This is a genomic window from Azospirillum himalayense (assembly GCF_042657465.1).
Classification (GTDB): domain Bacteria; phylum Pseudomonadota; class Alphaproteobacteria; order Azospirillales; family Azospirillaceae; genus Azospirillum; species Azospirillum himalayense.
Genome location: NZ_JBHSLC010000087.1, coordinates 109,927 through 131,012, shown reverse-complemented (window position 1 = coordinate 131,012; position 21,086 = coordinate 109,927). Strand labels below are relative to the sequence as shown.

Below are 21,086 nucleotides of genomic sequence, written 5' to 3'. Positions count from 1 at the left end.
TTCCCATCACGACGCTGGGGCCGCGATGCGCATCGCCTTTTACGCCCCGCTGAAATCCCCGACCCACCCGGTGCCCTCGGGCGACCGGCGGATGGCCCGGCTGCTGATGGCGGCGTTGGAGGGGGCCGGGCACGCGGTGACCCTGGCCAGCACCCTGCGCAGCTGGGACGACGGGCGCCGTCCGGGCCGGGCGGAGCGTCTGGCGGCGCTGGGCACGCGCTGTGCCGACCGCCTGACGGCGCGCTGGCGGGACGACCCGCCGGACCTCTGGTTCACCTACCACCTCTACCACAAGGCGCCGGACTGGATCGGCCCGGCGGTCAGCCGCCGCTTCGGCATTCCCTATGTGGTGGCGGAGGCGTCCTTCGCGGCCAAGCGCGCCACCGGCCCCTTCGCCGCCGGCCACCGCGCCGCCGAGGCTGCGATCCGGCAGGCCGCCGCGGTCGTCAACCTCGCCGGCCACGATGCGGAGGGGGTGTTGCCGTTGCTCCGGTCGCCGGACCGGCTGGTGCGGCTGCGGCCCTTCCTCGACACGCGCCCGTTCGCGGCGGCGGCCGCGGAGCGCAACCGGCACCGGGCGGCGCTGGCCGAGCGTTACGGTTTGAACCCGGACATCCCGTGGCTGCTGGCCGTCGGCATGATGCGCGGCGGCGATAAAGAGCGTTCGTACGAAATCCTGGCGCAAGCCTTCTCTCCCTCCCCTGCGGAGCGGGGGAGGGCCGGGGTGGGGGCAAGTGCCTTGCCTCCCCACCACCTTCTCATCGCCGGCGACGGCCCCGCCCGTCCCCGGATCGAGGCGTTGTTCGGGGGAGGCGCACTTGCCCCCACCCCAACCCTCCCCCGCTTTGCAGGGGAGGGAGTTGTGTTCCTCGGCCAGCAAGATTCGGACGCCCTCGCCGCGCTTTACGCCGCGGCCGACCTGATGGTCTGGCCGGCGGTGAACGAGGCCTACGGCATGGCCCTGCTGGAGGCCCAGGCCGCTGGCCTGCCGGTCGTGGCGGGGCGGACCGGGGGCGTTCCGGACGTTGTGCGCGACGGGGTGACCGGCCTGTTGCCGCCGGTGGGCGACGCGGAGGCCTTTGCCGCCGCCGTCAGGGCGCTGCTCGACGACCCTGGGAAACGCCGCCGCTTCGGCGAGGCGGCGCGCCGCATCGCCGTCGAGGAACACGATCTGTCCATCGCGGTGGAGGTTCTGGACGCGGTGGTCCGGCGCGCCGCGCGGAAAGGGAATCCATGACTGACCTCATCATCCTGCGCCACGGGCCGACCGCCTGGAACGCCGCGCACCGTCTCCAGGGCGGCATCGACGAGCCGCTGTCCGACGAGGGCCGCGCCCGAGTCGCCACCTGGAGGCTGCCGCCGGACGTGCTGGGCCACCGCTGGGTCGCCAGCCCGAAGCGGCGGGCCTGGGAAACCGCCCGGCTGCTCGGCCTCGACCCGGCGCCGGAACCGCGTCTGGTCGAAATGAGCTGGGGGGAATGGGAGGGCCGTCTGCTGGAGGAACTGAGGTCGAGCGGCGCCCTGACCGCGGACCGCGAGCGGATGGGCCTCGACTTCCGGGCGCCCGGCGGGGAGAGCCCGCGCGACGTGCAGAGCCGGTTGATCCCCTGGTTGGCCGAGGTGGGCGCGCGGGGCGTGCCGACCGGGGCGGTGGCCCACAACGGGGTGATGCGGGCGCTCTACGCGCTGGCCACCGGCTGGGACATGGTGGACAAGCCCGCCCATCGGCTGACCGACGGCTGCGCCCACCGCTTCCGGGTGGCGGAGGATGGGACGCCGTCGGTCGTCGCGATGAACGTGCCGCTGGTCGGGGAGAGTTAGCCGATCACACGTCCAGATCACACGGCGAGATCGACCATCACCGGAACATGGTCGGACGGCTTCGGCTCCCAGCCGCGGGCCTCGCGCAGGACGCTGTGGCCGGTCAGCGCGTCCTTCAGTGGGGGCGTGACCCAGATGTGGTCCAGCCGCCGGCCGCGGTCGGAGGCCGCCCAGTCCTTCGCGCGGTAACTCCACCAGGTGTAGAGCTTTTCCGTGGGCGGAACGAAATGGCGCAACGCGTCGACCCAGCCGATGGATGCCTGCATCGCCGTCAGCTTCTCCACCTCCACCGGGGTGTGGGAAACGATCTTCAGAAGCTCCTTGTGGCTCCAGACGTCGTTCTCCAGCGGCGCGATGTTCAGGTCGCCGACCATGACCATGCGGCGGTCCGGGCTGCGCCGGGTTGTCCACCACTCGGTCATTTCGTCCACGAACTGAATCTTGTGGGCGAACTTTTCGTTCTGTTCCGGATCCGGAATGTCCCCGCCCGCCGGAATGTAGACGCTGTGCAGCTCGATCCCGCCGGGCAATTCGGCGAAGACGTGGCGGCAGTCCTGCTTGCCGCACCAATGCTGCACGTCGCGCGACGCGAAGGGCAGCTTCGACAGGATGGCGACGCCGTTGTAGCTCTTCATCCCGTGGATGTGGGCGTGGACGTAGCCCTTCTCGGCCAGCGGGGCCATGGGGAAGTCGGTGTCGACGACCTTGGTCTCCTGCAGGCAGATGACGTCCGGCTGCGCCTCGTCGATGAGGCGCAGCAGCAGGTCCATCCGCATGCGGACGGAGTTGATGTTCCAGGTGGCGATGCGCATAGCCCGGTGATCCGTATTGCCGATGTCAGGCGATGGTGACGGCGATGGAGCCGACGCCCTCGACCGCGCCCTCCAGCCGATCCCCGGCGACCACCGGGCCGACGCCCTCCGGCGTGCCGGTGTAGATCAGGTCGCCCGGCTGAAGCTCGACCAGACCCGACAGGTAGGAAATCGTTTCGGACACGGTCCAGATCAGGTCCGCCAGATCGCCCTTCTGGCGCAGCTCGCCGTTGACCGACAGCGTGACCGCCCCCTTGTCGGGATGGCCGATGTCGGCGGCGCGGCGCAGCGTGCCGCAGGGGGCGGACTGGTCGAAGCCCTTGCCCATGTCCCAGGGCTTGCCTTCCTTCTTCGCCGCGTTCTGCAGGTCGCGGCGGGTCATGTCCAGCCCCACGCCATAGCCGTAGACATGGTCCAGCGCGCGCTCCACCGGGATGTCGCGCCCGCCGGTGCCGATGGCCACGACCAGCTCGATCTCATGGTGCAGGTTGGCCGTCCTGGGCGGGTAGGGGATGGCGGTGCCGTCGGCGACGATGGCATCGGCGGGCTTCATGAAGAAGAAGGGCGGCTCGCGGTCCGGATCGGCCCCCATCTCGCGCGCGTGGGCGGCGTAGTTGCGGCCGACGCAGTAGATGCGGCGGACCGGGAAGGGGTCGCCGCCGGCGACCGGGACGGTGGGCTGGGGCCACAGGGGAATGGCGTAGGCCATGGCGCGCCTTTCTTTCGGAGGGGGTGCGGTTCGGGCAACCACCCTACCGGAAAGAGCACCAGAAAAAAGCCCCAGCCGTTGGGCCGGGGCTTTGGCGCGAAGACGCCCGGCCTGGGGGGGACCGGGCGTCGGAAGCTCCGTTTTTGGAACCCGTCTGCGGCAGGGGAATGAACCGTTGGCGGGCAACCGCGCCGGCATGCCTGTTTCCGGGGGGGCCGGGGTCAGGAGCGCGATCACTTCATAGGGCTAGAGGTGGAGCCGCTTCCGGGTGGAACCAATGCGTAACAGGAATGGGTGCTATGCATACGAGGCGGATTGTGTGGTTCTTGCTGACAAAATCGGCACCTGCCTGCATTTTACACGACCAATAGACTAGTCAATAAACGACGGCTTTCACGTTGACCGACATCGACCGCCCCACCCCCTCGGACCGGCGCACCCGCCAGCGTCCGAGCAAGTCCGGAAAGATGGCCCTCGGCCCTCTGCCGGAGCTCGTCGGCTACAATCTGCGCAAGGCGCAGGTGGCCGTGTTCCAGAGCTTCCAGAACGCCGTGGCGCCCCACGACATGACGCCGGGGCAATTCGGCGTCCTGATCATGATCAAGGAGAACGAGGGCTTGTCGCAGTCCGACCTGGGCTCGGCGGTGGGCATCGACCGTTCGACCATGGTCGCGGTCATCGACCGGCTCGAGTCGCGCGGTCTGGTCATCCGGGCGCCCTCGCCCAACGACCGCCGCTCCTACGCGCTGCGCCTGTCCCCGGAAGGGGAGAAGCTGCTGGACGAGCTGATTCCGCGCATCCAGGCCCATGACAAGGCCATGGTGAAGGATCTCTCGGCCGAGGAGCAGGCGCAGCTCATCGACTTCCTCCGCCGCATCTCGCGGGCCGGCTGACGCCGATGGGGTAAGGGCGGCGTGCCCAATTCCTGGGCACGCGGCACCCGCCAATTGTTGACCTAATCTATTGTCCTGAAACCATCTTTCAGGAAAGGCGCCGTCGCGCCCGGTCGGCGGCGGCGTTTCCGAAGGCGCGCAGGATCGCCGCCGACAGCGGGTTCTCCCAGAACCGCCATTCCGGGTGCCATTGCACGGCCAGCGCGAAGGCCGGCGCCCCCGCCACCCGCACCGCCTCGACCAGCCCGTCCTCGGCCATCGCCTCCACGATCAGCCCGTCGGCCAGCCGATCGATGCCCTGCCCGTGCAGGGAGTTGACGGTCACCGCCGCCTCGCCGCCGGCCAGCCTTTCCAGCAGGCCGCCGGGGGTCAGCCTCACGCTGTGCGACGGCCCGTACTGCACGGCCAGCGGCGCCTCCTTGTCCTCCCGGTGGTTGGCGTAGCCCGGCACCTCGTGCACCCGCTGGTGCAGCGTGCCGCCCAGCGCCACGTTCAGCTCCTGGAAGCCGCGGCAGATGCCCAGCAGCGGCACGCCCATCTCCAGCGCGGCGCGGATCAGCGGCAAGGTGGTGTCGTCGCGCTCCGGATCGTGCAGGGTGCCCGGCTCGCTGGGCGATCCGCCGTAGCGGTGCGGCTCGACGTTCGACGGGCTTCCGGTGACCAGCAGCCCGTCGAGCCGGCCGGCCACCTCGTCCATGTCCAGCGCCGTCCCCAGCGCCGGAATCAGCAGCGGCATGCCGCCGGCCCCGTCCGATACCGCGCGGACATACTTGTCGCCGACGACGTGGAAGGGATGCTCGCCCATCATGCGGGCGCAGGCGGGAACGCCGATCAGCGGCTTGCGGTTCATGGTGGGGAGGACCTCCAGACAGGATTCCGGACCGCTCCGGAAGGCGGCGGACAGGCGATTATGCGCCTCCGCCGCGCGCCGCGCCAGAGGCCCGCCGCCAAGCACAAAGGGATGCGGGGACAGAATTGTGTTGATTCGCATGCGAATTTGTCCCATATGCCGCCCTCCTCCGCGCCATATGCGCGGAACATCTGCTGATGGGGGAGAACGATGGCGAAGACCGCTTCTCTCTTCCAATTGGGGATGGACTTGGGAAGCGATCCAAGGAAAGCCCAAACGGAAGGTCAAATCTCCAACCGGACCAACGTGACTTCTGGTCCCTGGAGGGAATCTCAAGACGACCGCAAGGACCATTTCATCGTCCGCGATGGCAAGGTCTGCGCCGGCACGCACCTGATCGTCGATCTGTGGGGTGCCGAACGTCTGGACGAGCTGGACCATGTCCGTTCCACGCTGATCGAGTCCGTGGAGGTGGCGGGGGCGACGCTCCTGCACATCCACCTGCACCATTTCACGCCGAACGGCGGCATCTCCGGCGTGGCGGTGCTCGCCGAGTCGCACATCAGCATCCACACCTGGCCGGAACGCGGCTACGCGGCGCTGGACATCTTCATGTGCGGCGACGCCCAGCCCATGAAGGCCATCCCGGTGCTGGAGCGCGCCTTCAAGCCCACGGGCGTGAAGTGCGACGAGCTGCTGCGTGGCGAAACCGGGTCATGAGCGACTCCGGCTCCGGCTGGTACGACGAGACGTTGCACAAGGACGTGGCCCAGCGCCTGCGCATGGGCCGCGTCCTGCACCGCGATCGCACCGGCCTCCAGGACCTGGTGATCTTCGAGAACCCGGTGCTGGGCCGCGTGATGGCGCTCGACGGCGTCGTCCAGACCACCGAGGGCGACGAGTTCGTCTATCACGAGATGCTGACCCATGTGCCGATTTTGGCGCATGGGCGCGTCCGCCGCGTGCTGATCGTCGGCGGCGGCGACGGCGGCATGCTGCGCCGCTGCCTGGAGCACAAGGCGGTGGAGCGGGTGACGATGGTGGAGATCGACCGCTCGGTGGTCGACCTGTCCATCGCCCATCTGCCGTCGATCAGCGCCGGCGCCTTCGACGACCCGCGCACGGATCTGGTGATCGCCGACGGCTGCGCCTTCGTCAAGGAGACCACGGAGCGGTTCGACGTCGTCATCGTCGATTCCACCGACCCCCACGGGCCGGGCGCCGTCCTCTTCACCGAGGACTTCTACGCCGGCTGCAAGGCGCGGCTGACCCCCGGCGGCGTGCTGGTCACCCAGAACGGCGTGCCGTTCCTCCAGCCGGGCGAGTTGAAGGACAGCCACCGGCGGCTGGGCCGGCTGTTCGGCGATGCCGGCTTCTTCGTGGCGCCGGTGCCCAGCTACTACGGCGGCTTCATGGCCTTCGGCTGGGCCACCGACGACGCGGCGCTGCGCCGCCAGACGGCGGAGGCGATCCGCCCGCGCTTCGAGGCGGCCGGGCTGACCACCCGCTACTACACGCCCGACATCCACGTCGCCAGCTTCGCCCTTCCGGCCTTCATGCTGGACGCGCTGAAGTAGGTTTTCTCCAGCTTACGGCGGCTGGAACCCCGGCGGCTTGGCCGCCGCCGGGCAGGCGTTGGCGGGCAGGGTTTCCGACTCCACGAACTGGGCGGCGACGGACACGGCGCAGTCGTCCGACGCGGTGACCAGATGGCCGGCGCTGCGGAAGACCAGATGCCGGCTTTTCGGCAGGGTCGCCGCGGCGCGCTCCGCCCATTCCGGCGGGGTCAGCGGGTCATAGGCGCCGGACAGCAGAAGCACCGGCACCGGGTTGGCCACCGGCAGCCGTTCCGACGCCTCCTGCGCGGCGGCGGGCCATTGGGCGCAGACGCGCCGGCCGGGATCGTCGGCGGTGACGGCGCCATAGGGGGCGAAGCGGCGGGCGGCGTCGGCCAGCCGCAGCGGGTCGGCGGGGTTCACCGTCTCCCGGCATTCGATGGAGAAGGCCATGCCCTCCGCCGAGTCGGGGTCGCCCAGCCAGGGGGCGGGAACCCAGTCGGACAGGCGGTCGTACCGCCCTCGCCACGCCCGTTCGATCAGGGCGGGCAGGCGGGGCACGCTCTCGCCCTCGGCCATCGCCTCCAGCAGGGCCGACAGGGCGGCGCCGCTGTCCAGCCGCGCCCAGCGCGGGATCTCCGGATCGCCCACCGGCACATCCACCGGGGCCTTGCCCAGCCGCTCCACCAGCTCCAGCAGATGGCGCTCCAGGTCCGGATAGGCGGCGCGGCACACGCGGTTGGCCGCGCAATCGTCGAACAGCCGCCTGAAGGCCCGGTGCGCCAGCCAGGGCGCCTCCTCCGTCGCGTTGACGTCGGGCGGGTAGATGGAATCGAGCACCGCCGTGCGCACCCGCCCGCCGTGGCGCCGCAGGATCTCCAGCGCCACCCGCGTGCCGTAGGACACGGCGAACAGATTGACCCGCTGCGCGCCCAGCGCCGCGGCGACGTCCATGGCGTCGTCGGCGGCGATGGGGGTGGTGAACATGGCGCCGTCCAGCCCGGCGGCGGTGAAGCGGTAGCGGCAGGCGGCGATGGCCGTCCGCTCCAGCGCGGCGCGGCGGTCGCGCGACACCGGGCGCAGGCGGGGCGAGGCGCCCAGCACGTCCAACTCCGGGCAGTCGGTGTCCGGCTCGGCCCGCCCGACGCCGCGCGGGTCGAACAGCACGACGTGGCGCGACCGGCGGAACCCGGCGGTCAGCGACCACCACACCTCCATCCGCTCCTCCACCGCCTCGCCGCTGCCGAAGGGGGAGGCGCCGGGGCCGCCCTCCAGGAACAGGACGGGGTCGGGGGACGGCTGCTTGGCGGTGGACAGCAGGACGACGACCGGCAGGCGGAAGGCCCGCGTCGCCGGCCGGTCGCGCCGGTCGGGCACGCCGACGGTCCCGCACAGCGCGGCCTCTCCCTCCGGCACGGAGAACCAGCAGGGGCCGGGCACGAAGCGGGGGTCGGCCTTGGCCGGCGCCGGGGCCAGCGAGGGCACCAGCACCACCGCCAGCAGGGCGGCGGCCAGGGCTCCGAACCACCGATGATGGGCGCGTCTCGTCACGCGGGTCGATCGTCCTCAGCAGCGAAAGGGCGGGCGGGGATCGGCCGGGCGATGGCCCTTCCAGCGGTCCCACCCCTTTTGATGCTTTCTCTTTGACCCAGCGGGGCGGGCTTGTCCAGGACAAGACGGGTCCTGTTCGTCCGCGCCCTCGCACCATCAACCCCGGGACGAGCCCATCCGGACGGCGCCCCGCTCCGCCGGCTTGGCGCGGCTCCGCTCGCGCCACAGGGCGGGGATGGCGAGGCTGGCGACGCTGGCGAGCAGCAGGACCGCCTTGGTGAGCTGGTTGAAGGGGCCGCCGAACAGGTCGATCAGCAGGATCGCGTAGGCGACCAGGACGTGGAACAGGTAGACCTGCAGCGAGTGCCGCCCCAGCAGCCGGAGGAAGGGCAGGCTGAACAGCGCGGTGAGCAGCCGGGCGGTGCCGGCGGCCACCGGGTGGGACGACCGCGGCCCGGCGATGAGCAGCCAGGACACGGCATAGGCCAGCGCCGCGAAGTTCGCGAGGTAGACGAGGCTGAACTCCGTGCGGTCGACGTAGCGCAGGAAACGCTCGCCGACGATCGGGCTGACCAGCTCATGGACGAAGAACAGGTGCCAGGCCGCGCAGACCACCACGGTGACCAGCGCCGGAACCAGCCAGGGCGGCCGCTCGACCGGGAACCAGCGGTCGGTGTCGAAGCGGCTCCGCTGCACGGCGCTGCCGATCAGCAGCCCGGCGACGTAGAGCACCTGCCAGGCGAGCGGGTTGAACGGCCCGCGCACCGCCAGACCGTCGCTGAGCCGCCCCAGCCCGGAGTCGAGCGCGCTCAGCACCGGCACATGCAGGCCCATCTGCACGGCGGCCCACAGCGCGGCGCTGCCCAGCGCGACCTTGCGGGCGTGGCCGTCGAGGATCAGGCGGAGCAGCAGCGGCGTCGCGGCGAGGTAGAGGATGTACTGGATCAGCAGATCCGTGAAGGTCGGGGAGTGCAGGAGGAGCGCGCTCGCCAGCAGGGTGCCGGGCTCCAGCCAAGCCAGATGGCCGAGGAATCCGCCCAGCGGCTCCCGCGCGCCGGGGACCAGCACCACCATGGCGGTGACCAGCGCGATCACCAGCATGGTCGAGACGTACAGCTCGCGGGCGCGGGCGAACAGGCGCCGCCGGGCCGCCTCGGGCGAACGCTGGGTCCAGACGCGGGTGTAGTACATCCCGGCGACGATGCCCGACAGCAGCACGAAGCCCTGGGCGTCCTGCACATAGCCGAGTTCGGCGTGGTTGACCTTGGCGAGCAGCACGCCGCCGGCCAGCACCACGTGGTTCACCATCATGAAGACGAGGAAATAGCCCCGCAGCCCGTCGAGCGTCGAAGAACGGCTCATCGGGCAACGCTCCGCCGCGGCGGCCGGGTTGTGGGGGAAACGGCCGTTTTCATCGGTGCGTGGCGCATCTGTGGCGTCTCCGTCGCTGGCGTTGCTGTTGGCGCTCCTCGGGTCGCCCCATATTCGTCGTTAACGGATCCTTAATCCTTGGCCGAAGCCGTCCGGGAGAGCCTTTTCGAACAAAGGCTTCCCCGGACCGGTTCCAGCATCAGGCGTTCAGGCCGCCGTCCACCGTCAGGGTGGCCCCGGAGATCTGCCGCGCCGCCGGGCTGGCCAGGAAGGCCACCGCCGCCGCCACGTCCTCCGGCTGGCCGTAACGGCCGAGCGGCGTTTGCGAGCGCAGGATTTCGGCGTGGGCGCCGTCGGCGGGATTCATGTCGGTGTTGGTCGCCCCCGGCTGGACCAGATTGACCGTGATGTCGCGCGGGCCGAGCTCGCGGGCGAGGCCGTGCGTCAGGGCGATCTGCGCCGACTTGGTCATCGAATAGACGGTGACGCCCGGGGCGGTGATGCGGTCGGCGAGGCACGACCCGATGAAGACGATGCGCCCCCCGTCCTTGAGATGTGGGATGGCCGCCTGCGCCACCAGCACCGCCGCGCGCACGTTGACGTTCAGAAGCGCGTCGATGTCGGCGAGGCTCATCTCGGCGACCATGCCCTGGCGGGCGATGCCGGCGTTGTTGACCAGGATGTCGAGGCCGCCGAGCGCCTCCACCGTCCGGCCGACCAGGGCCGCCATGGCCGCCGGATCGGCGCTGTCGGCCTGGATGGCGACCGCGCGCCGGCCCTTCGCCTCGATCGCCCGGACGACCTCGGCGGCGCGCTCGGCCGACCGCTCGTAGGAGATCGCCACATCCGCGCCCTTGTCGGCGAGCGCCAGCGCGATGGCGGCGCCGATGCCCCGCGAACCGCCCGTCACCAGGGCGCGCTTGCCAACCAACTCACCACTCGGCTCAACCATGATCCGGCCTTTCTGTGTCGTTCGATACAAAAATAGCTAGAGGCGTTCGACGCCTCGGTCAATAGTTTTTGTATTGATCGACACAAAAATAAAGCACCGCTGTCCGGGGCCATTGCCCCCACGCGGCGGCGGGATTAAATAGTGATCGATGCAGAAATCACGCCCGACCCCACCCACCGACGACAGGACCGCCCAGACGGCCGGCACGCCGCCCGCCCGTGGGCGCGGACGGCCGCGCGCGTTCGACCGCGAGGCCGCCCTGACCCAGGCGACCCGCCTGTTCTGGAGCAAGGGCTACGAGGCGACCTCCATCGCCGACCTGACGGAGGCCATGGGGATCGCCTCGCCCAGCCTCTACGCCGCCTTCGGCTCCAAGGAGGCGCTCTACGTCGAGGCGGTGAACCACTACCGCAAAAGCTACGAGGGGCTGGTCTGGGGGCGCTTCTTCACCGCCGGCACCGCCCGCGAGGCGGTCATGGGCCTGCTGATGGACTCGGCCGCGGCGCTCACCGGCTGCCGCGGCGACATCCCGCGCGGCTGCATGGTGACGCTCTCCGCGGTCGGCAGCGAGGGGCACGTCGAGCTGGGCGAAGTGGTGCGGTCGGCGCGCGCCTCGGCGGTCGACATCCTGACCGAGCGTATGGCGCGGGCCGTGGCCGAGGGCGAGATCCCGGCCTCGGTCGACCTCCACGCGCTCGCCCGTTTCGTGCAGACGGTGCAGGCCGGCATGTCGATTCTCGCCCGCGACGGCGCGGAGCGCGCCGAGCTGGAGGCCGTGGCCGAGGTCGCCATGCTGGGCTGGGACGCCCGCGTCGGCCGCCGCCCGGCCCCCTGAGCCGCTTGCTGAGCCGCTTCGCCTGTTCCAGGGCGAACAGGCGAGGCCGACCCGATTGCTGTCAGTTGCGTTCGATCACATCGCGCCAGTAGCGATGCAGAAGCGCGACGTCGCCGCTGGTCAGGATCGGCATGGCGCCCTGCAACTGGTCGTCGGACCAATCCCACCACTTCATCGCGAGCAGCAACGCGATGAGATCGTCGTCGAAGCGCTTCCGGATCACCCGGGCGGGGTTGCCGCCCACGATCGCATAGGGTTCGACGTCGCGCGTCACCAGCGCCCTCGTGCCGATCACGGCGCCGTCGCCGATGGTGACGCCGGGCATGACGATGGCCTCCGACCCAATCCAGACGTCGTTGCCGACCACCGTGTCGCCGGCCGGCCGATAGCCGTTCCGCGCGCTGGCGAACGACGGCACTTCGGGCATCCAGAAGAAGGGAAAGGTGCTGATCCAGTCGTTCCGGTGGCCTTGGTTGCCCGCCATGATGAAGGCCGCGCCGGACCCGATCGAGCAGAAGCTGCCGATCACCAACCGGTCGACGCCCTCGTCCGGGAGAAGAAACCGGGCGCAGTCGTCGAAGCTGTGACCATGATAATAGCCGGAATAATAGCTGTAGCGGCCAACGACGATGTTCGGGTTGGTGACCTGCTTGTCCAGAACCATACCCTTGAACGGGCTTTCGAAGACGTTTTCCATCAAACCACTCACGGCCTGTGAGCCGCCGATCCGGCGGCTTTTTGCCTGCGCGCGGGCGCAGGGACACACCGCGGGCTCCCCTTCCGGGGTGCGCGCGTTCAGGCTCTGCGCGTCGAACGCGTCAGAGCAGGATGCCGGTGGTACTTGGGGTCGCCTTCATGACGGGACTCCATACTGTGGAAAAAGCGGATCGCCAAGGGCGAAGGCGGATCAGCCCAACCGCTTGGTCCGGCATGTGGAAATCGGGCTTGACGGAAATCATCCGATCGCGGATTAATTGCTCCTCTGCACCAAGGAGAGGAGTCATGCAGACCTTGTGGAACGCCCTGCTGCGGCAGTGGCTGGACCGCGACGGCGACGATGCCGGCGTGGAGACGCTGAGCGCCCATCTGCGGCGCGACATCGGGCTGGACGGAACCGAAGCGGGCTATGTCCCGGCCCAACACATCCGGGAGCGGAACCTTTCGGATGCCCGGTCATTTTTGACGTTGCAAGCGTATCGCTGACAGGCGATACCCGATCCTGCGGTTTCCCTTCGGGGCCGCGCCTTCCTTCAACCCCTGCCTTTCTTCAACCCACGGAGACCACGATGAAAGCCATCGTACCCACCACCCCGAATCGCCGACAGGGCGATTGGTCCGCCCATACCGCCCGGCGAGCTAACGGCTCCCTTCTTCAACCCAGCGCATTGGAACGCGAATTCCGGATATCGAGAGGAAGCCATGTGTGTCTTTTTGGGGTTTTGCGGTCGTTCGGTCTTCGTTGAGCACGCCCACTGGGCCTCTCCGGATCGTTTTTTCGACGCCCGGCGGGATAACGGGGAATTCGTGATATGGCTTGGACGCCTGAACATCATCTACACACCGGCCCGATGGGGTCCTCGCTCGGGGAGGGTCGCTGATGCCGGCCCATATTCGCCCTGACGAGGTTCGCCCTGACGAGGTGACCACCGTCGTCCATGTGCTCGAGGCGTTTCGCAAGCTCGATCCCGACCTGCCGATCCAGTATGCGCTGTCCTTCATGACGATCGCGCAGAACGAAGGGATTTCCATCGGCGAGCTTGCGGAACGCCTGGGCATCGCCCAATCCTCCGCGTCGCGCAACGTCGCCGCGCTCAGCCGCTGGCACAGCTTCGGGAAGGCCGGACTCGACCTCGTCCAGGCCCAGGAAGACCCGCGCGAACGCCGCCGCAAGATCGTCACGCTCACCGACACCGGCCGCGCCTTCCTCGAGGAACTGCGCGCCATCGTGAAGCCGGCGGTCCACGCCCCGTCCGAACCGCGCCGCGCCCGTTCGGCCTGAGTCCACCTGTCCGTCCGTTGAGTTTGGTCCGCAGCGCTTGACCGGGGTGGCCCATCCTGCCACACCAGCCCCGGACCCACCGACGGACCCGCGCGCCATGACCTCCTCCGCCTGCCCCTGCTGTTCGGGCCTTTCCTTCGAGACCTGCTGCGGCCCGATCCTGGCCGGCGCGCCCGCCGCGACGGCGGAGGCGCTGATGCGGTCGCGCTACACCGCCTTCGTGCGCCATGACCTCGACCATGTGGAACGCACCCACGCGCCGGAGATCCGCGAGGACTTCAACCGCGCCGAGGCGGAGCGGGTGGCCGACGAGTGCGACTGGCAGCGGCTCGACGTGCTGCGCGCGACGGAGGAGGGCGACGAGGGCACCGTCGAATTCCTCATCCAGTTCCGCCGCGACGGTCAGGACATGCGCCATCACGAGCGGGCCTCCTTCCGCCGCATCGACGGCCAGTGGCTCTACAGCGCCGGCGAGGTGAATCCGAAGGGCGAGCCGCGGCGGGTCGTCAAGGTGGGCCGCAACGAGCCCTGCCCCTGCGGGTCGGGGAAGAAGTTCAAGGCCTGCTGCGGCCGCTGAGGGCGGACCCGGATCATGGAACCCCGCTTCGCCTGCACCGCCTGCGGAAAATGCTGCCACGGGCTGCTGCCGCTGACGCTCAAGGACGCGGTGGCCCACGCCGTCCGTTTCCCGCTGGCGCTGGTCTGGACGGTGGTGCGGTCGAACGCCAAATCCTACGACCTCGCCACCCGGCTGGGCACCAGCGTGCGCCTGCCCAACCGCAAGACGGTGGCGGTGCTGATCCAGCCCACCGCCTATCTGCCGAACCATTTTCCCTGCCCGGCGCTCCAGCCCGACAATCTCTGCGGCATCCACGCCGACAAGCCGTCGCGTTGCCGGACCATGCCCTTCTACCCCTACCGTGAGGAGAAGGACCAAGCCGACCTGCTCGTCCCGCGCAAGGGGTGGGAGTGCGACGTCTCGGCGGAGGCGCCGGTCGTGTACCGCAACCACGCCATCCTCGACCGCACGGATTTCGACCGCGAGCGTGCCGAGCTGCTGGAACAGGCCCCGGTCATGCGCACCTACGCCGACTATGTGCTGAAATACATGCCCTGGATCGTCAACGATCTGGCGAGGATGGCGGCAGCCCCGGCGGGGGGAAAGCTGGTGACCAGCCTGTCCTCCTTCCTGACGGCGACCCGACGCACCGACGCGCGGGAGCTGGCGGCGGCCCAGGCGCCGCTGATGCAGGCGATGGCCGAGCGCACCCGGAGCGATCCGGCGCTGGCGGAGTTCCACAAGAACTACGCGGGCTGGGCGAAGGAAATGGAGCGGCTGGCGCAGCGCCCCTGATCGCAGGGTTGATGCCGGCGGGTCAGGCCGCGATTCCCAGCCCCTGGCGCAGCAGCCCGACCAGCACGCGCAGCGCCCGTTCCTGCTGGTCCAGTGTCAGGCCGGAGCGGCCGGGCTGGTCGGCGACCTGCTCCGGCAGCGGCGGCAGGTGGACGAAGCCCATGGGAATGTCGAGGTCCGCCGTCTCGATCAGGTGGCGGGCGCGGTAGAACAGGTGGTTGCAGACGAAGCCGCCGGCATGGTCGCTGAAGGTCACCGGCAGGCCGGCGATGGCCAGCTCGCGGACCAGCGTGGGGACGGGCAGGGTGGAGCCGTAGGCGGTCGGCCCGTCCGGCTCGATGGCGTCGTCGGTGCGCACCACCCCGGCGTTGTCGGCCTGCTCGCTCTCGTCGCGGTTCCAGGCCAGCCGCTCGATCTTGATGTATTCGGACCCGGCGGCCAGCCCGAAGCACAGGGCGGCGGCGGGCTGGTGCTCCTCCAGCAGCGCGGCGAAGGCCGCGCCGCAGGCGTCGTATTCGACGGGAAGGACCGCCGTGACGATCCCCGGCTCGCCGGCCAGCCGCTCCATGAGGAGCGCCGTCGGGTTGACGGCGTGATCCCCGAAGGGCTGGAACCCGGTGAGCAGGATGGGAGCCGTCACGGCGGACGCCTTTCGGTCGGTGGGGCAGGGACCAAAACTATCGCGTTCCAAATCCCCTCTCCCCTCCGGGGAGAGGGTTAGGGTGAGGGGGGTGCGCGTGTCGATATGTCCGGCAAAAGCGCAACCCCCTCACCGGCTCTCAGCGGATGCCAGAGGCATCCGCCTGTCGCCGTCAGCGCTGGCCTCTGGCCAGCGCGAGAGGCCCCTCGGGCCACCCTCTCCCCGCTTTCGGCGGACCGAAGGTCCGCCTGTCGCGTCAGCGCAAACGTCGTTTGCGCGTGAGCGGAGGGGAGAGGGCTAAGGAGGCTGAACCCGATCACTTTGGCTCAGGGACGCAGAAGGCCGATGATGTCCTTCACGCCGTTCAGGTTCGTCTCGGCGATGGCCGCCGCGCGTTCGCCGCCGCGGCGCAGCAGGCGGTCGATCTCCGCCTTGTCGTCCAGCAGCTCCTTCATGCGGGTGGTCATCGGGGCCAGCTTGGCGACCGACAGGTCGACCAGCGCCGCCTTGAAGCCGGAGAACTGGGCGCCCGCGAACTGCTGCACCGTCTGCTCGCGCGTCTGGCCGGACAGGGCGGCGTAGATGGTCACGAGGTTGTCGGCCTCCGGACGCTTCTCCAGGTCGGCGACGGTGTCCGGCAGCGGCTCCGGATCGGTCTTGGCCTTGCGGATCTTCGTCGCGATGGTGTCGGCGTCGTCGGTCATGTTGATGCGCGAATATTCGGACTCGTCCGACTTGCTCATCTTCTTGGTGCCGTCGCGCAGGGACATCACGCGCGTCGCCTCGCCCAGGATCTGCGGCTCGGGCAGCGGGAAGAACTCGGTGTCGTAGCGGCGGTTGAAGGCGCCGGCGATGTCGCGGGCCAGCTCCAGATGCTGCTTCTGGTCCTCGCCCACCGGGACGTGGGTCGCCTTGTAGAGCAGGATGTCGGCGGCCATCAGCACCGGGTAGGAGTAGAGGCCGAGGTTCGCCATGTCCTTCTGCTTGCCGGCCTTTTCCTTGAACTGCGTCATGCGGTTCAGCCAGCCGAGCGGCGTGTGGCAGGAGAGGATCCAGGCCAGCTCCGAATGGGCCGGGACGAAGGACTGGTTGAAGAGGATGTTCTTCTCCGGGTCGATGCCGGCGGCGATGTAGGCCGCGGTGACCTCGCGGATGTTGTTGCGCAGGACCTCCGCGTCCTGGTCGATGGTCAGCGCGTGCAGGTCGACGACGCAGAAGATGCACTCGTAGCTGTTCTGCAGCTCGACCCAGTTGCGCAGCGCCCCCAGATAGTTGCCGAGGTGAAGCTGCCGGGTCGGCTGCATGCCGGAGAAGATGCGGTTCACGGGAGGACTCTCGCTCGAAACTTCTGGAAGGCGGCTGTTATCGCGCCGGAACCGGGCGGGGTCAAGACACGGGCGGCTCCAATTCCGGAGTGCCCTTGCGCAGGAAGCCCTTCAGGTCGGCCAGATCGGTGGCCCCGGTCAGTTGCGCCAGCGTCCCGAACACCGCCACGCCGCCGCCGACCAGCAGCGCCAGCGCCCCGAAGCGGACCAGGGTGGACGCCGCCTCCAACCCCGGCGCCAGGAGCGACGCGCCGACCAGGAGCGCCGCCCCCATGCCCAGCGCCGCCGCGGCGATGCGCGGCGCGCGGCCGAGGAAGCGCTTGTCCAATTGCAGGAATCCGCGGCGGCGCAGCGCGTGGGCCAGCAAGGCGAGGTTCAGCCAGGCGGTCAGCCCGGTCGCCAGCGCGATTCCGACATGCCCCAGCACCGGCATCAGCGCGACGCCCAGCGCCAGATTGGCCACCGTCACCACCACGGCGACGCGCACCGGGGTCGCCGTGTCCTGGCGGGCGAAGAAGGCGGCGTTCAGCGCCTTGACGATGACATGGGCGGGGATGCCGATGGCGTAGGCGGCCAGCGCCCAGGCCGTCGCCTGCGCCTCCGCCGGGCCGAAGGCGCCGCGCTCGAACAGCACCGACACGATGGGCGCCCCGGCCACCCCCAGCGCCACCGCCGCCGGCAGGCCGAGCAGCAGGCTGAACTCCAGGGCGCGGCTGAGATAGTGGCGGACCATCCGCTCGTCCCCCGCCGCGGCGTGGCGGGCGAGCACGGGCAGCAGCGCGGTGCCGATGGCGATGCCGATGACGCCCAGCGGCATCTGGTTCAGCCGGTCGGCGTAATAGAGGAAGGACACCGCGCCCGACGGCAGCAGCGAGGCCAGAACGACGTTCAGGAACAGGTTGATCTGCATGACCCCGGCGCCGATGGCCCCCGGCCCGACCAGCCGGAACAGGCGGCGCATCCCCTCGGTCAGCCGCGGCGGGGTCAGGCGCAGCGTCACCCCCGCCGCCCGGCAGGCCCAGCCCATCCAGACCAGCTGCACCACGCCCGACAGCGTCACCGCCGCGGCCATCGCCCGCCCCGGCTCCAGCCCCAGCCGCGGCGCGGTCAGCAAGGCGGCGATCAGCGTCAGGTTGAAGGCGATGGGGGCGGCGGCGAAGGGGCCGAAGCGGTCCAGCGCGTTCAGCACCCCGCCCAGCAGCGCCACCAGCGAAATCAGCGTCAGATAGGGAAAGGTCAGCCGCGCCATGTCGACGGCCAGCGCGAACTTCGCCGGCTCGTCCGCGAAGCCCGGCGCCAGGACATGCATCAGGGCGGGCATCGCCAAAATGGCCAGGGCGGTGAAGGGCACCAGCACCGTCAGCAGGATGGCCAGCGCCTGCTCGGCGAAGGCCACCGCGGCGGCGCGGCCGTTGCGCTGAAGCTCCGCCGCGAACAGGGGCACGAAGGCGACGCTGAAGGCCCCCTCCGCGAACAGGCGGCGGAAGAAGTTGGGCAGCTTCAGCGCCACGAAGAAGGCGTCGGCCACCGGCCCGGCGCCGAGCACCGCCGCGGTCAGAATGTCGCGGGCGAAGCCGGCCAGCCGGCTCAGCAGCGTCAGGCTGCCGACGGTGGCGATGGCGCGGGCGAAACTCATCCCCCGACCATCCCGTTCGGCGCCGATCTCCGTGGCAACGATGCCAAAGAACTCGCAAAAGTTCGATTAACTTCTACTTTTTGTATCATTTATCGCCGCTTTGTCCATTGAAGGGGGAAGTCTGCTGGCGCATAATGCCAATTAGGCAGTGTTTGAGGTTGGCAGTGCGACGATGGATCGCTTTTTCGCGGGGAATGGAGGCCCGTCTCGTTCTTCCCGCCATTGCCGTTGCCGTCGCCATCGCGGCGCTGTGGTGGACCCTGCTGACCCGCATCGACCGCGAGGAACGCTTCCTCGACCAGACGACCCGCCAGCACACGGCGGCGATGGCGCAGCTGGTCGAGGAACAGGCCATCGCCACCTTCCGCCGGCTGGACGATCTTCTGATCGACGTCGCCTCCCATGTCGAAAAGGACATTCCGCTCCTGATTCCCACCCGGCGGTCGTTCGAGGAAGGCCTGGCCGCCTCCATCCGGATTTACGACGCGAACAGCTGGCTGTCCATGGGCTTGGGGCGGACCACCACCCGCAACCCGGTGCTGGAGTGGGAGGAGTTCGCCCGGCACAAGTCGAACGCCCACCGGAAGGGGAACCAGAAGGGCTTCGTCATCGGCCTGCCCTTCGTCAGCCCGGGCACGACGGACGTGTTCATCCCGGTGTCGCGCCGGCTGGAGGGGCCGGACGGGGCGTTTCGCGGCGTCGCCGTGGTGGACGTCCCGGCGGAGATCTTCTCCCGCTTCTACGGGCGGTTGGATCTGCCGCGTGACAGCTCGGTCGCCATCGCCCGCGCGGACGGCCCCCTGCTGGCCCGCCAAGCCCTTCAGGATCAGGTGTTCGGGCGCAGCTTCCGCGGCTCCGGCCTGTGGCCGGAAGCCGGCAGCGGAACCGTCCGGCACCATCGCGTCGTCAGCCCGGTGGACGGGGTGGAGCGCATCTACGCCTTCCGCGCCTCCGCCGACTACCCGCTGATGACCGTGGTCGGCGAGTCGGTGGAGACGGTGTTCGGCGCGTGGCGGCAGAACCGCTTCTATTCCATCATCTGGGCCGCTGCCACCACCGCGGTGATCCTGCTGTTCACCACCGCCTTCCTGGTCCAGCTTCAGCGGCGCCGCCACGGCGACCGGGCGCTGCGCATCCGCAACCGGGCGATGGAATGGAGCGGCGACGGCATTCTGATCGCCGACGCCACCCGGCCCGGCGTGCCGGTGGTCTACACCAACCCCGCCTTCTCGCGGCTGATGGGGATCGCTCCCGGCGCCGCCGACGGGCGCACCGCGCGGGACGTTCTGGCCGGCCTGATGGGGGATGAGACGGGGCTGTGCCCGCTGTGCGACGGGGCCGAGGACGCCAGGGACATGCGTGCGGAATTCCTGCGTCCAGGCACCGGTGTGGGAGGCGGTGCGCCGGAGGTCTGGCTGGAACTGCGCGCCTCGCCGGTGCGCAGCGCCGGGGGGAGGCTGGTCAGCGTGATCGCCACCGTCCGCGACATCACCGAGCACAAGACCGCCCAGGCCGCGTTGGCCGAAGCGCGGCGGGAGGCCGACCGCGCCAACATCGGCAAGTCGAAGTTCCTGGCGGCGGCCAGCCACGACCTGCGCCAGCCCGTGCAGTCGCTGATGCTGCTGATGGAGGCGCTGTCCACCCGCGCCACCGACCCAGCCATGCGCAAGATCCTCACCACCATGGACCGCGCGCTGGGCGCCCTGAAGATGCTGCTCGACGGTCTGCTCGACGTGTCGCGGCTGGAGGCCGGGGCGGTGGAGCCGAAGCGCACGGTCTTCCCGGTCACGGAACTGCTGGACCGCATCGCCGCCAACAGCCGCCCGGTGGCGGTGCGCAAGGGGCTGCTGCTGCATATCATGCCCTGCGGCGTCCATGTGGACAGCGACCCGATGCTGCTCGGACGCATCCTGCAGAACTTCGTGGAGAACGCGCTGCGCTACACCAACCGCGGGCGCATCCTGGTCGGCTGCCGGCGGCGCGGCGCGGTGCTGCGGATCGAGGTGTGGGACACCGGCATCGGCATCCCGACCGACCGGCAGGAGGACATCTTCCAGGAGTTCGTGCAGGTCGGGAACGCCAGCCGCGACCGCGACCAGGGGCTCGGCCTCGGCCTCGCCGTGGTGCGCCGGCTGGCCGGCATGCTGGACCACCCGGTCAGCCTGCGCTCCGAACCGGGGCGGGGATCGGTGTTCCGGGTGGAGGTGCCGCTCGCCGATGCCCCGGCCGAGACACCGCCGGAGAACTTTCCCGTGACCGCCCGCATGCGGGCTGGCGCCCGCGTTCTGGTGGTCGAGGACGACCCCATCGTCCGCGAGGGGCTGTGCGCGATGATCCGGCAATGGGGGCACGAGGCGTTTCCCGCCGACAGCTTCGGCGAGGCGGTGGAGGTCCTGCGCCGCCACCCCGATCCGGACGTGATCGTCGCCGACTACCGGCTGGGCGAGGGGCACACCGGCACCAAGACCATCCGCGAGGTGCGCCGGCGGTCGAAGCGCCCGATCCCCGGCATCCTGGTGACCGGCGACACCACCCCGGAGCGTCTGGCCGAGGCCGAGGCCGGCAAGTTCAGCATCCTCCACAAGCCCGTCCTGGCCGACGACCTGCGCCGGTCCCTCGCCTTGGCCTTGGCCCCAACCTCCATGGTTCTGCCCGCGCCACAGCCGCCCGACCCAGCGCGGCGCGAACTGGTCGACTGAAGCGGCTCTTTGCCGCCCCCAACGCCGTGTCATGCGCCGGGCGTGCGGCAGCCCGTGCCTGTTTGCCCATTGCGCAGAACCCG

General features: G+C 69.9%; 21 protein-coding genes. 11 read left to right on the top strand and 10 right to left on the bottom strand.

Annotation, left to right across the window (positions count from 1 at the left end):
• Positions 1 to 25: 25 nt before the first annotated feature.
• Together ACFPMG_RS25680 and ACFPMG_RS25675 are read left to right on the top strand one after the other, a co-directional pair.
• A complete protein-coding gene (locus tag ACFPMG_RS25680) occupies positions 26 to 1,237 on the top strand; it encodes a glycosyltransferase family 4 protein (RefSeq protein WP_376998075.1) in 1,212 nt (403 codons plus the stop codon).
• Positions 1,234 to 1,821, top strand: a complete 588-nt coding sequence (locus tag ACFPMG_RS25675; protein WP_376998074.1) for a histidine phosphatase family protein — start codon at positions 1,234 to 1,236, stop codon at positions 1,819 to 1,821. The genes ACFPMG_RS25680 and ACFPMG_RS25675 overlap by 4 nt, the downstream gene beginning before the upstream one ends.
• A gap of 17 nt (positions 1,822 to 1,838) precedes the next feature.
• Here the strand turns inward: ACFPMG_RS25675 and xth are convergent, their stop codons facing one another.
• The gene (gene xth / locus ACFPMG_RS25670; protein WP_376998073.1) at positions 1,839 to 2,633 is read right to left on the bottom strand and encodes an exodeoxyribonuclease III; all 795 of its coding nucleotides are present in this window, start codon (positions 2,631 to 2,633) and stop codon (positions 1,839 to 1,841) included.
• Between the two features lie 25 nt (positions 2,634 to 2,658).
• Positions 2,659 to 3,342: a fumarylacetoacetate hydrolase family protein gene (locus ACFPMG_RS25665; RefSeq protein ID WP_376998072.1), complete on the bottom strand. Its 684-nt coding sequence runs from the start codon at positions 3,340 to 3,342 to the stop codon at positions 2,659 to 2,661.
• Positions 3,343 to 3,740: 398 nt separating this feature from the next.
• On the opposite strand from ACFPMG_RS25665, the gene ACFPMG_RS25660 reads away from it, so the two are divergent.
• The gene (locus ACFPMG_RS25660; RefSeq protein WP_145676155.1) at positions 3,741 to 4,235 is read left to right on the top strand and encodes a MarR family winged helix-turn-helix transcriptional regulator; all 495 of its coding nucleotides are present in this window, start codon (positions 3,741 to 3,743) and stop codon (positions 4,233 to 4,235) included.
• Between the two features lie 88 nt (positions 4,236 to 4,323).
• Here ACFPMG_RS25660 and ACFPMG_RS25655 read toward each other — a convergent pair whose 3' ends face one another.
• On the bottom strand, positions 4,324 to 5,085 hold the full coding sequence (locus ACFPMG_RS25655; RefSeq protein ID WP_376998071.1) for a gamma-glutamyl-gamma-aminobutyrate hydrolase family protein: 762 nt from the start codon (positions 5,083 to 5,085) through the stop codon (positions 4,324 to 4,326).
• Positions 5,086 to 5,391: 306 nt separating this feature from the next.
• Here ACFPMG_RS25655 and speD point away from each other — a divergent pair, with 306 nt between their 5' ends.
• Together speD and speE are read left to right on the top strand one after the other, a co-directional pair.
• On the top strand, positions 5,392 to 5,805 hold the full coding sequence (gene speD, locus ACFPMG_RS25650; protein ID WP_236778146.1) for an adenosylmethionine decarboxylase: 414 nt from the start codon (positions 5,392 to 5,394) through the stop codon (positions 5,803 to 5,805).
• Positions 5,802 to 6,662 carry a polyamine aminopropyltransferase gene (speE, locus tag ACFPMG_RS25645; protein WP_376998070.1) on the top strand — a complete coding sequence of 287 codons (861 nt, stop codon included), beginning with the start codon at positions 5,802 to 5,804 and terminating at the stop codon, positions 6,660 to 6,662. Before speD ends, speE begins: the two co-directional genes overlap by 4 nt.
• Before the next feature lie 12 nt (positions 6,663 to 6,674).
• Here the strand turns inward: speE and ACFPMG_RS25640 are convergent, their stop codons facing one another.
• The 3 genes from ACFPMG_RS25640 to ACFPMG_RS25630 form a co-directional block, all read right to left on the bottom strand.
• Positions 6,675 to 8,192: an alpha/beta hydrolase gene (locus ACFPMG_RS25640; RefSeq protein ID WP_376998068.1), complete on the bottom strand. Its 1,518-nt coding sequence runs from the start codon at positions 8,190 to 8,192 to the stop codon at positions 6,675 to 6,677.
• Between the two features lie 156 nt (positions 8,193 to 8,348).
• Positions 8,349 to 9,554, bottom strand: a complete 1,206-nt coding sequence (locus ACFPMG_RS25635; RefSeq protein ID WP_376998067.1) for an OpgC family protein — start codon at positions 9,552 to 9,554, stop codon at positions 8,349 to 8,351.
• 208 nt (positions 9,555 to 9,762) lie between these two features.
• Positions 9,763 to 10,515, bottom strand: a complete 753-nt coding sequence (locus ACFPMG_RS25630) for an SDR family NAD(P)-dependent oxidoreductase (RefSeq protein ID WP_376998066.1) — start codon at positions 10,513 to 10,515, stop codon at positions 9,763 to 9,765.
• A 148-nt stretch (positions 10,516 to 10,663) separates the two neighbouring features.
• On the opposite strand from ACFPMG_RS25630, the gene ACFPMG_RS25625 reads away from it, so the two are divergent.
• A complete protein-coding gene (locus ACFPMG_RS25625) occupies positions 10,664 to 11,350 on the top strand; it encodes a TetR/AcrR family transcriptional regulator (RefSeq protein WP_376998065.1) in 687 nt (228 codons plus the stop codon).
• A gap of 61 nt (positions 11,351 to 11,411) precedes the next feature.
• On the opposite strand, the gene catB is transcribed toward ACFPMG_RS25625, so the two are convergent.
• Complete coding sequence (gene catB / locus ACFPMG_RS25620) at positions 11,412 to 12,047, bottom strand: type B chloramphenicol O-acetyltransferase (protein WP_376998245.1); 636 nt, start codon at positions 12,045 to 12,047, stop codon at positions 11,412 to 11,414.
• 305 nt (positions 12,048 to 12,352) lie between these two features.
• On the opposite strand from catB, the gene ACFPMG_RS25615 reads away from it, so the two are divergent.
• The 4 genes from ACFPMG_RS25615 to ACFPMG_RS25600 all read left to right on the top strand — a co-directional run bounded on the left by ACFPMG_RS25615 (position 12,353) and on the right by ACFPMG_RS25600 (position 14,703).
• On the top strand, positions 12,353 to 12,553 hold the full coding sequence (locus ACFPMG_RS25615; RefSeq protein WP_137139539.1) for a hypothetical protein: 201 nt from the start codon (positions 12,353 to 12,355) through the stop codon (positions 12,551 to 12,553).
• Positions 12,554 to 12,947: 394 nt separating this feature from the next.
• Entirely contained in the window at positions 12,948 to 13,349 is a 402-nt protein-coding gene (locus ACFPMG_RS25610; RefSeq protein WP_376998063.1) for a MarR family winged helix-turn-helix transcriptional regulator, read from the top strand.
• 97 nt (positions 13,350 to 13,446) lie between these two features.
• Positions 13,447 to 13,926 carry a YchJ family protein gene (locus ACFPMG_RS25605; RefSeq protein WP_114861868.1) on the top strand — a complete coding sequence of 160 codons (480 nt, stop codon included), beginning with the start codon at positions 13,447 to 13,449 and terminating at the stop codon, positions 13,924 to 13,926.
• A gap of 15 nt (positions 13,927 to 13,941) precedes the next feature.
• A complete protein-coding gene (locus tag ACFPMG_RS25600; protein WP_376998062.1) occupies positions 13,942 to 14,703 on the top strand; it encodes a YkgJ family cysteine cluster protein in 762 nt (253 codons plus the stop codon).
• A gap of 22 nt (positions 14,704 to 14,725) precedes the next feature.
• On the opposite strand, the gene ACFPMG_RS25595 is transcribed toward ACFPMG_RS25600, so the two are convergent.
• From ACFPMG_RS25595 to murJ, 3 genes are all read right to left on the bottom strand, one after another.
• Positions 14,726 to 15,343 carry a pyroglutamyl-peptidase I gene (locus ACFPMG_RS25595; RefSeq protein ID WP_376998061.1) on the bottom strand — a complete coding sequence of 206 codons (618 nt, stop codon included), beginning with the start codon at positions 15,341 to 15,343 and terminating at the stop codon, positions 14,726 to 14,728.
• 326 nt (positions 15,344 to 15,669) lie between these two features.
• Complete coding sequence (gene trpS, locus ACFPMG_RS25590) at positions 15,670 to 16,668, bottom strand: tryptophan--tRNA ligase (protein WP_038530102.1); 999 nt, start codon at positions 16,666 to 16,668, stop codon at positions 15,670 to 15,672.
• A gap of 61 nt (positions 16,669 to 16,729) precedes the next feature.
• On the bottom strand, positions 16,730 to 18,304 hold the full coding sequence (gene murJ, locus ACFPMG_RS25585; RefSeq protein WP_376998060.1) for a murein biosynthesis integral membrane protein MurJ: 1,575 nt from the start codon (positions 18,302 to 18,304) through the stop codon (positions 16,730 to 16,732).
• Positions 18,305 to 18,498: 194 nt separating this feature from the next.
• Between murJ and ACFPMG_RS25580 the strand changes: the two genes are divergently transcribed.
• The gene (locus ACFPMG_RS25580) at positions 18,499 to 21,003 is read left to right on the top strand and encodes an ATP-binding protein (protein WP_376998059.1); all 2,505 of its coding nucleotides are present in this window, start codon (positions 18,499 to 18,501) and stop codon (positions 21,001 to 21,003) included.
• Positions 21,004 to 21,086: the final 83 nt, after the last annotated feature.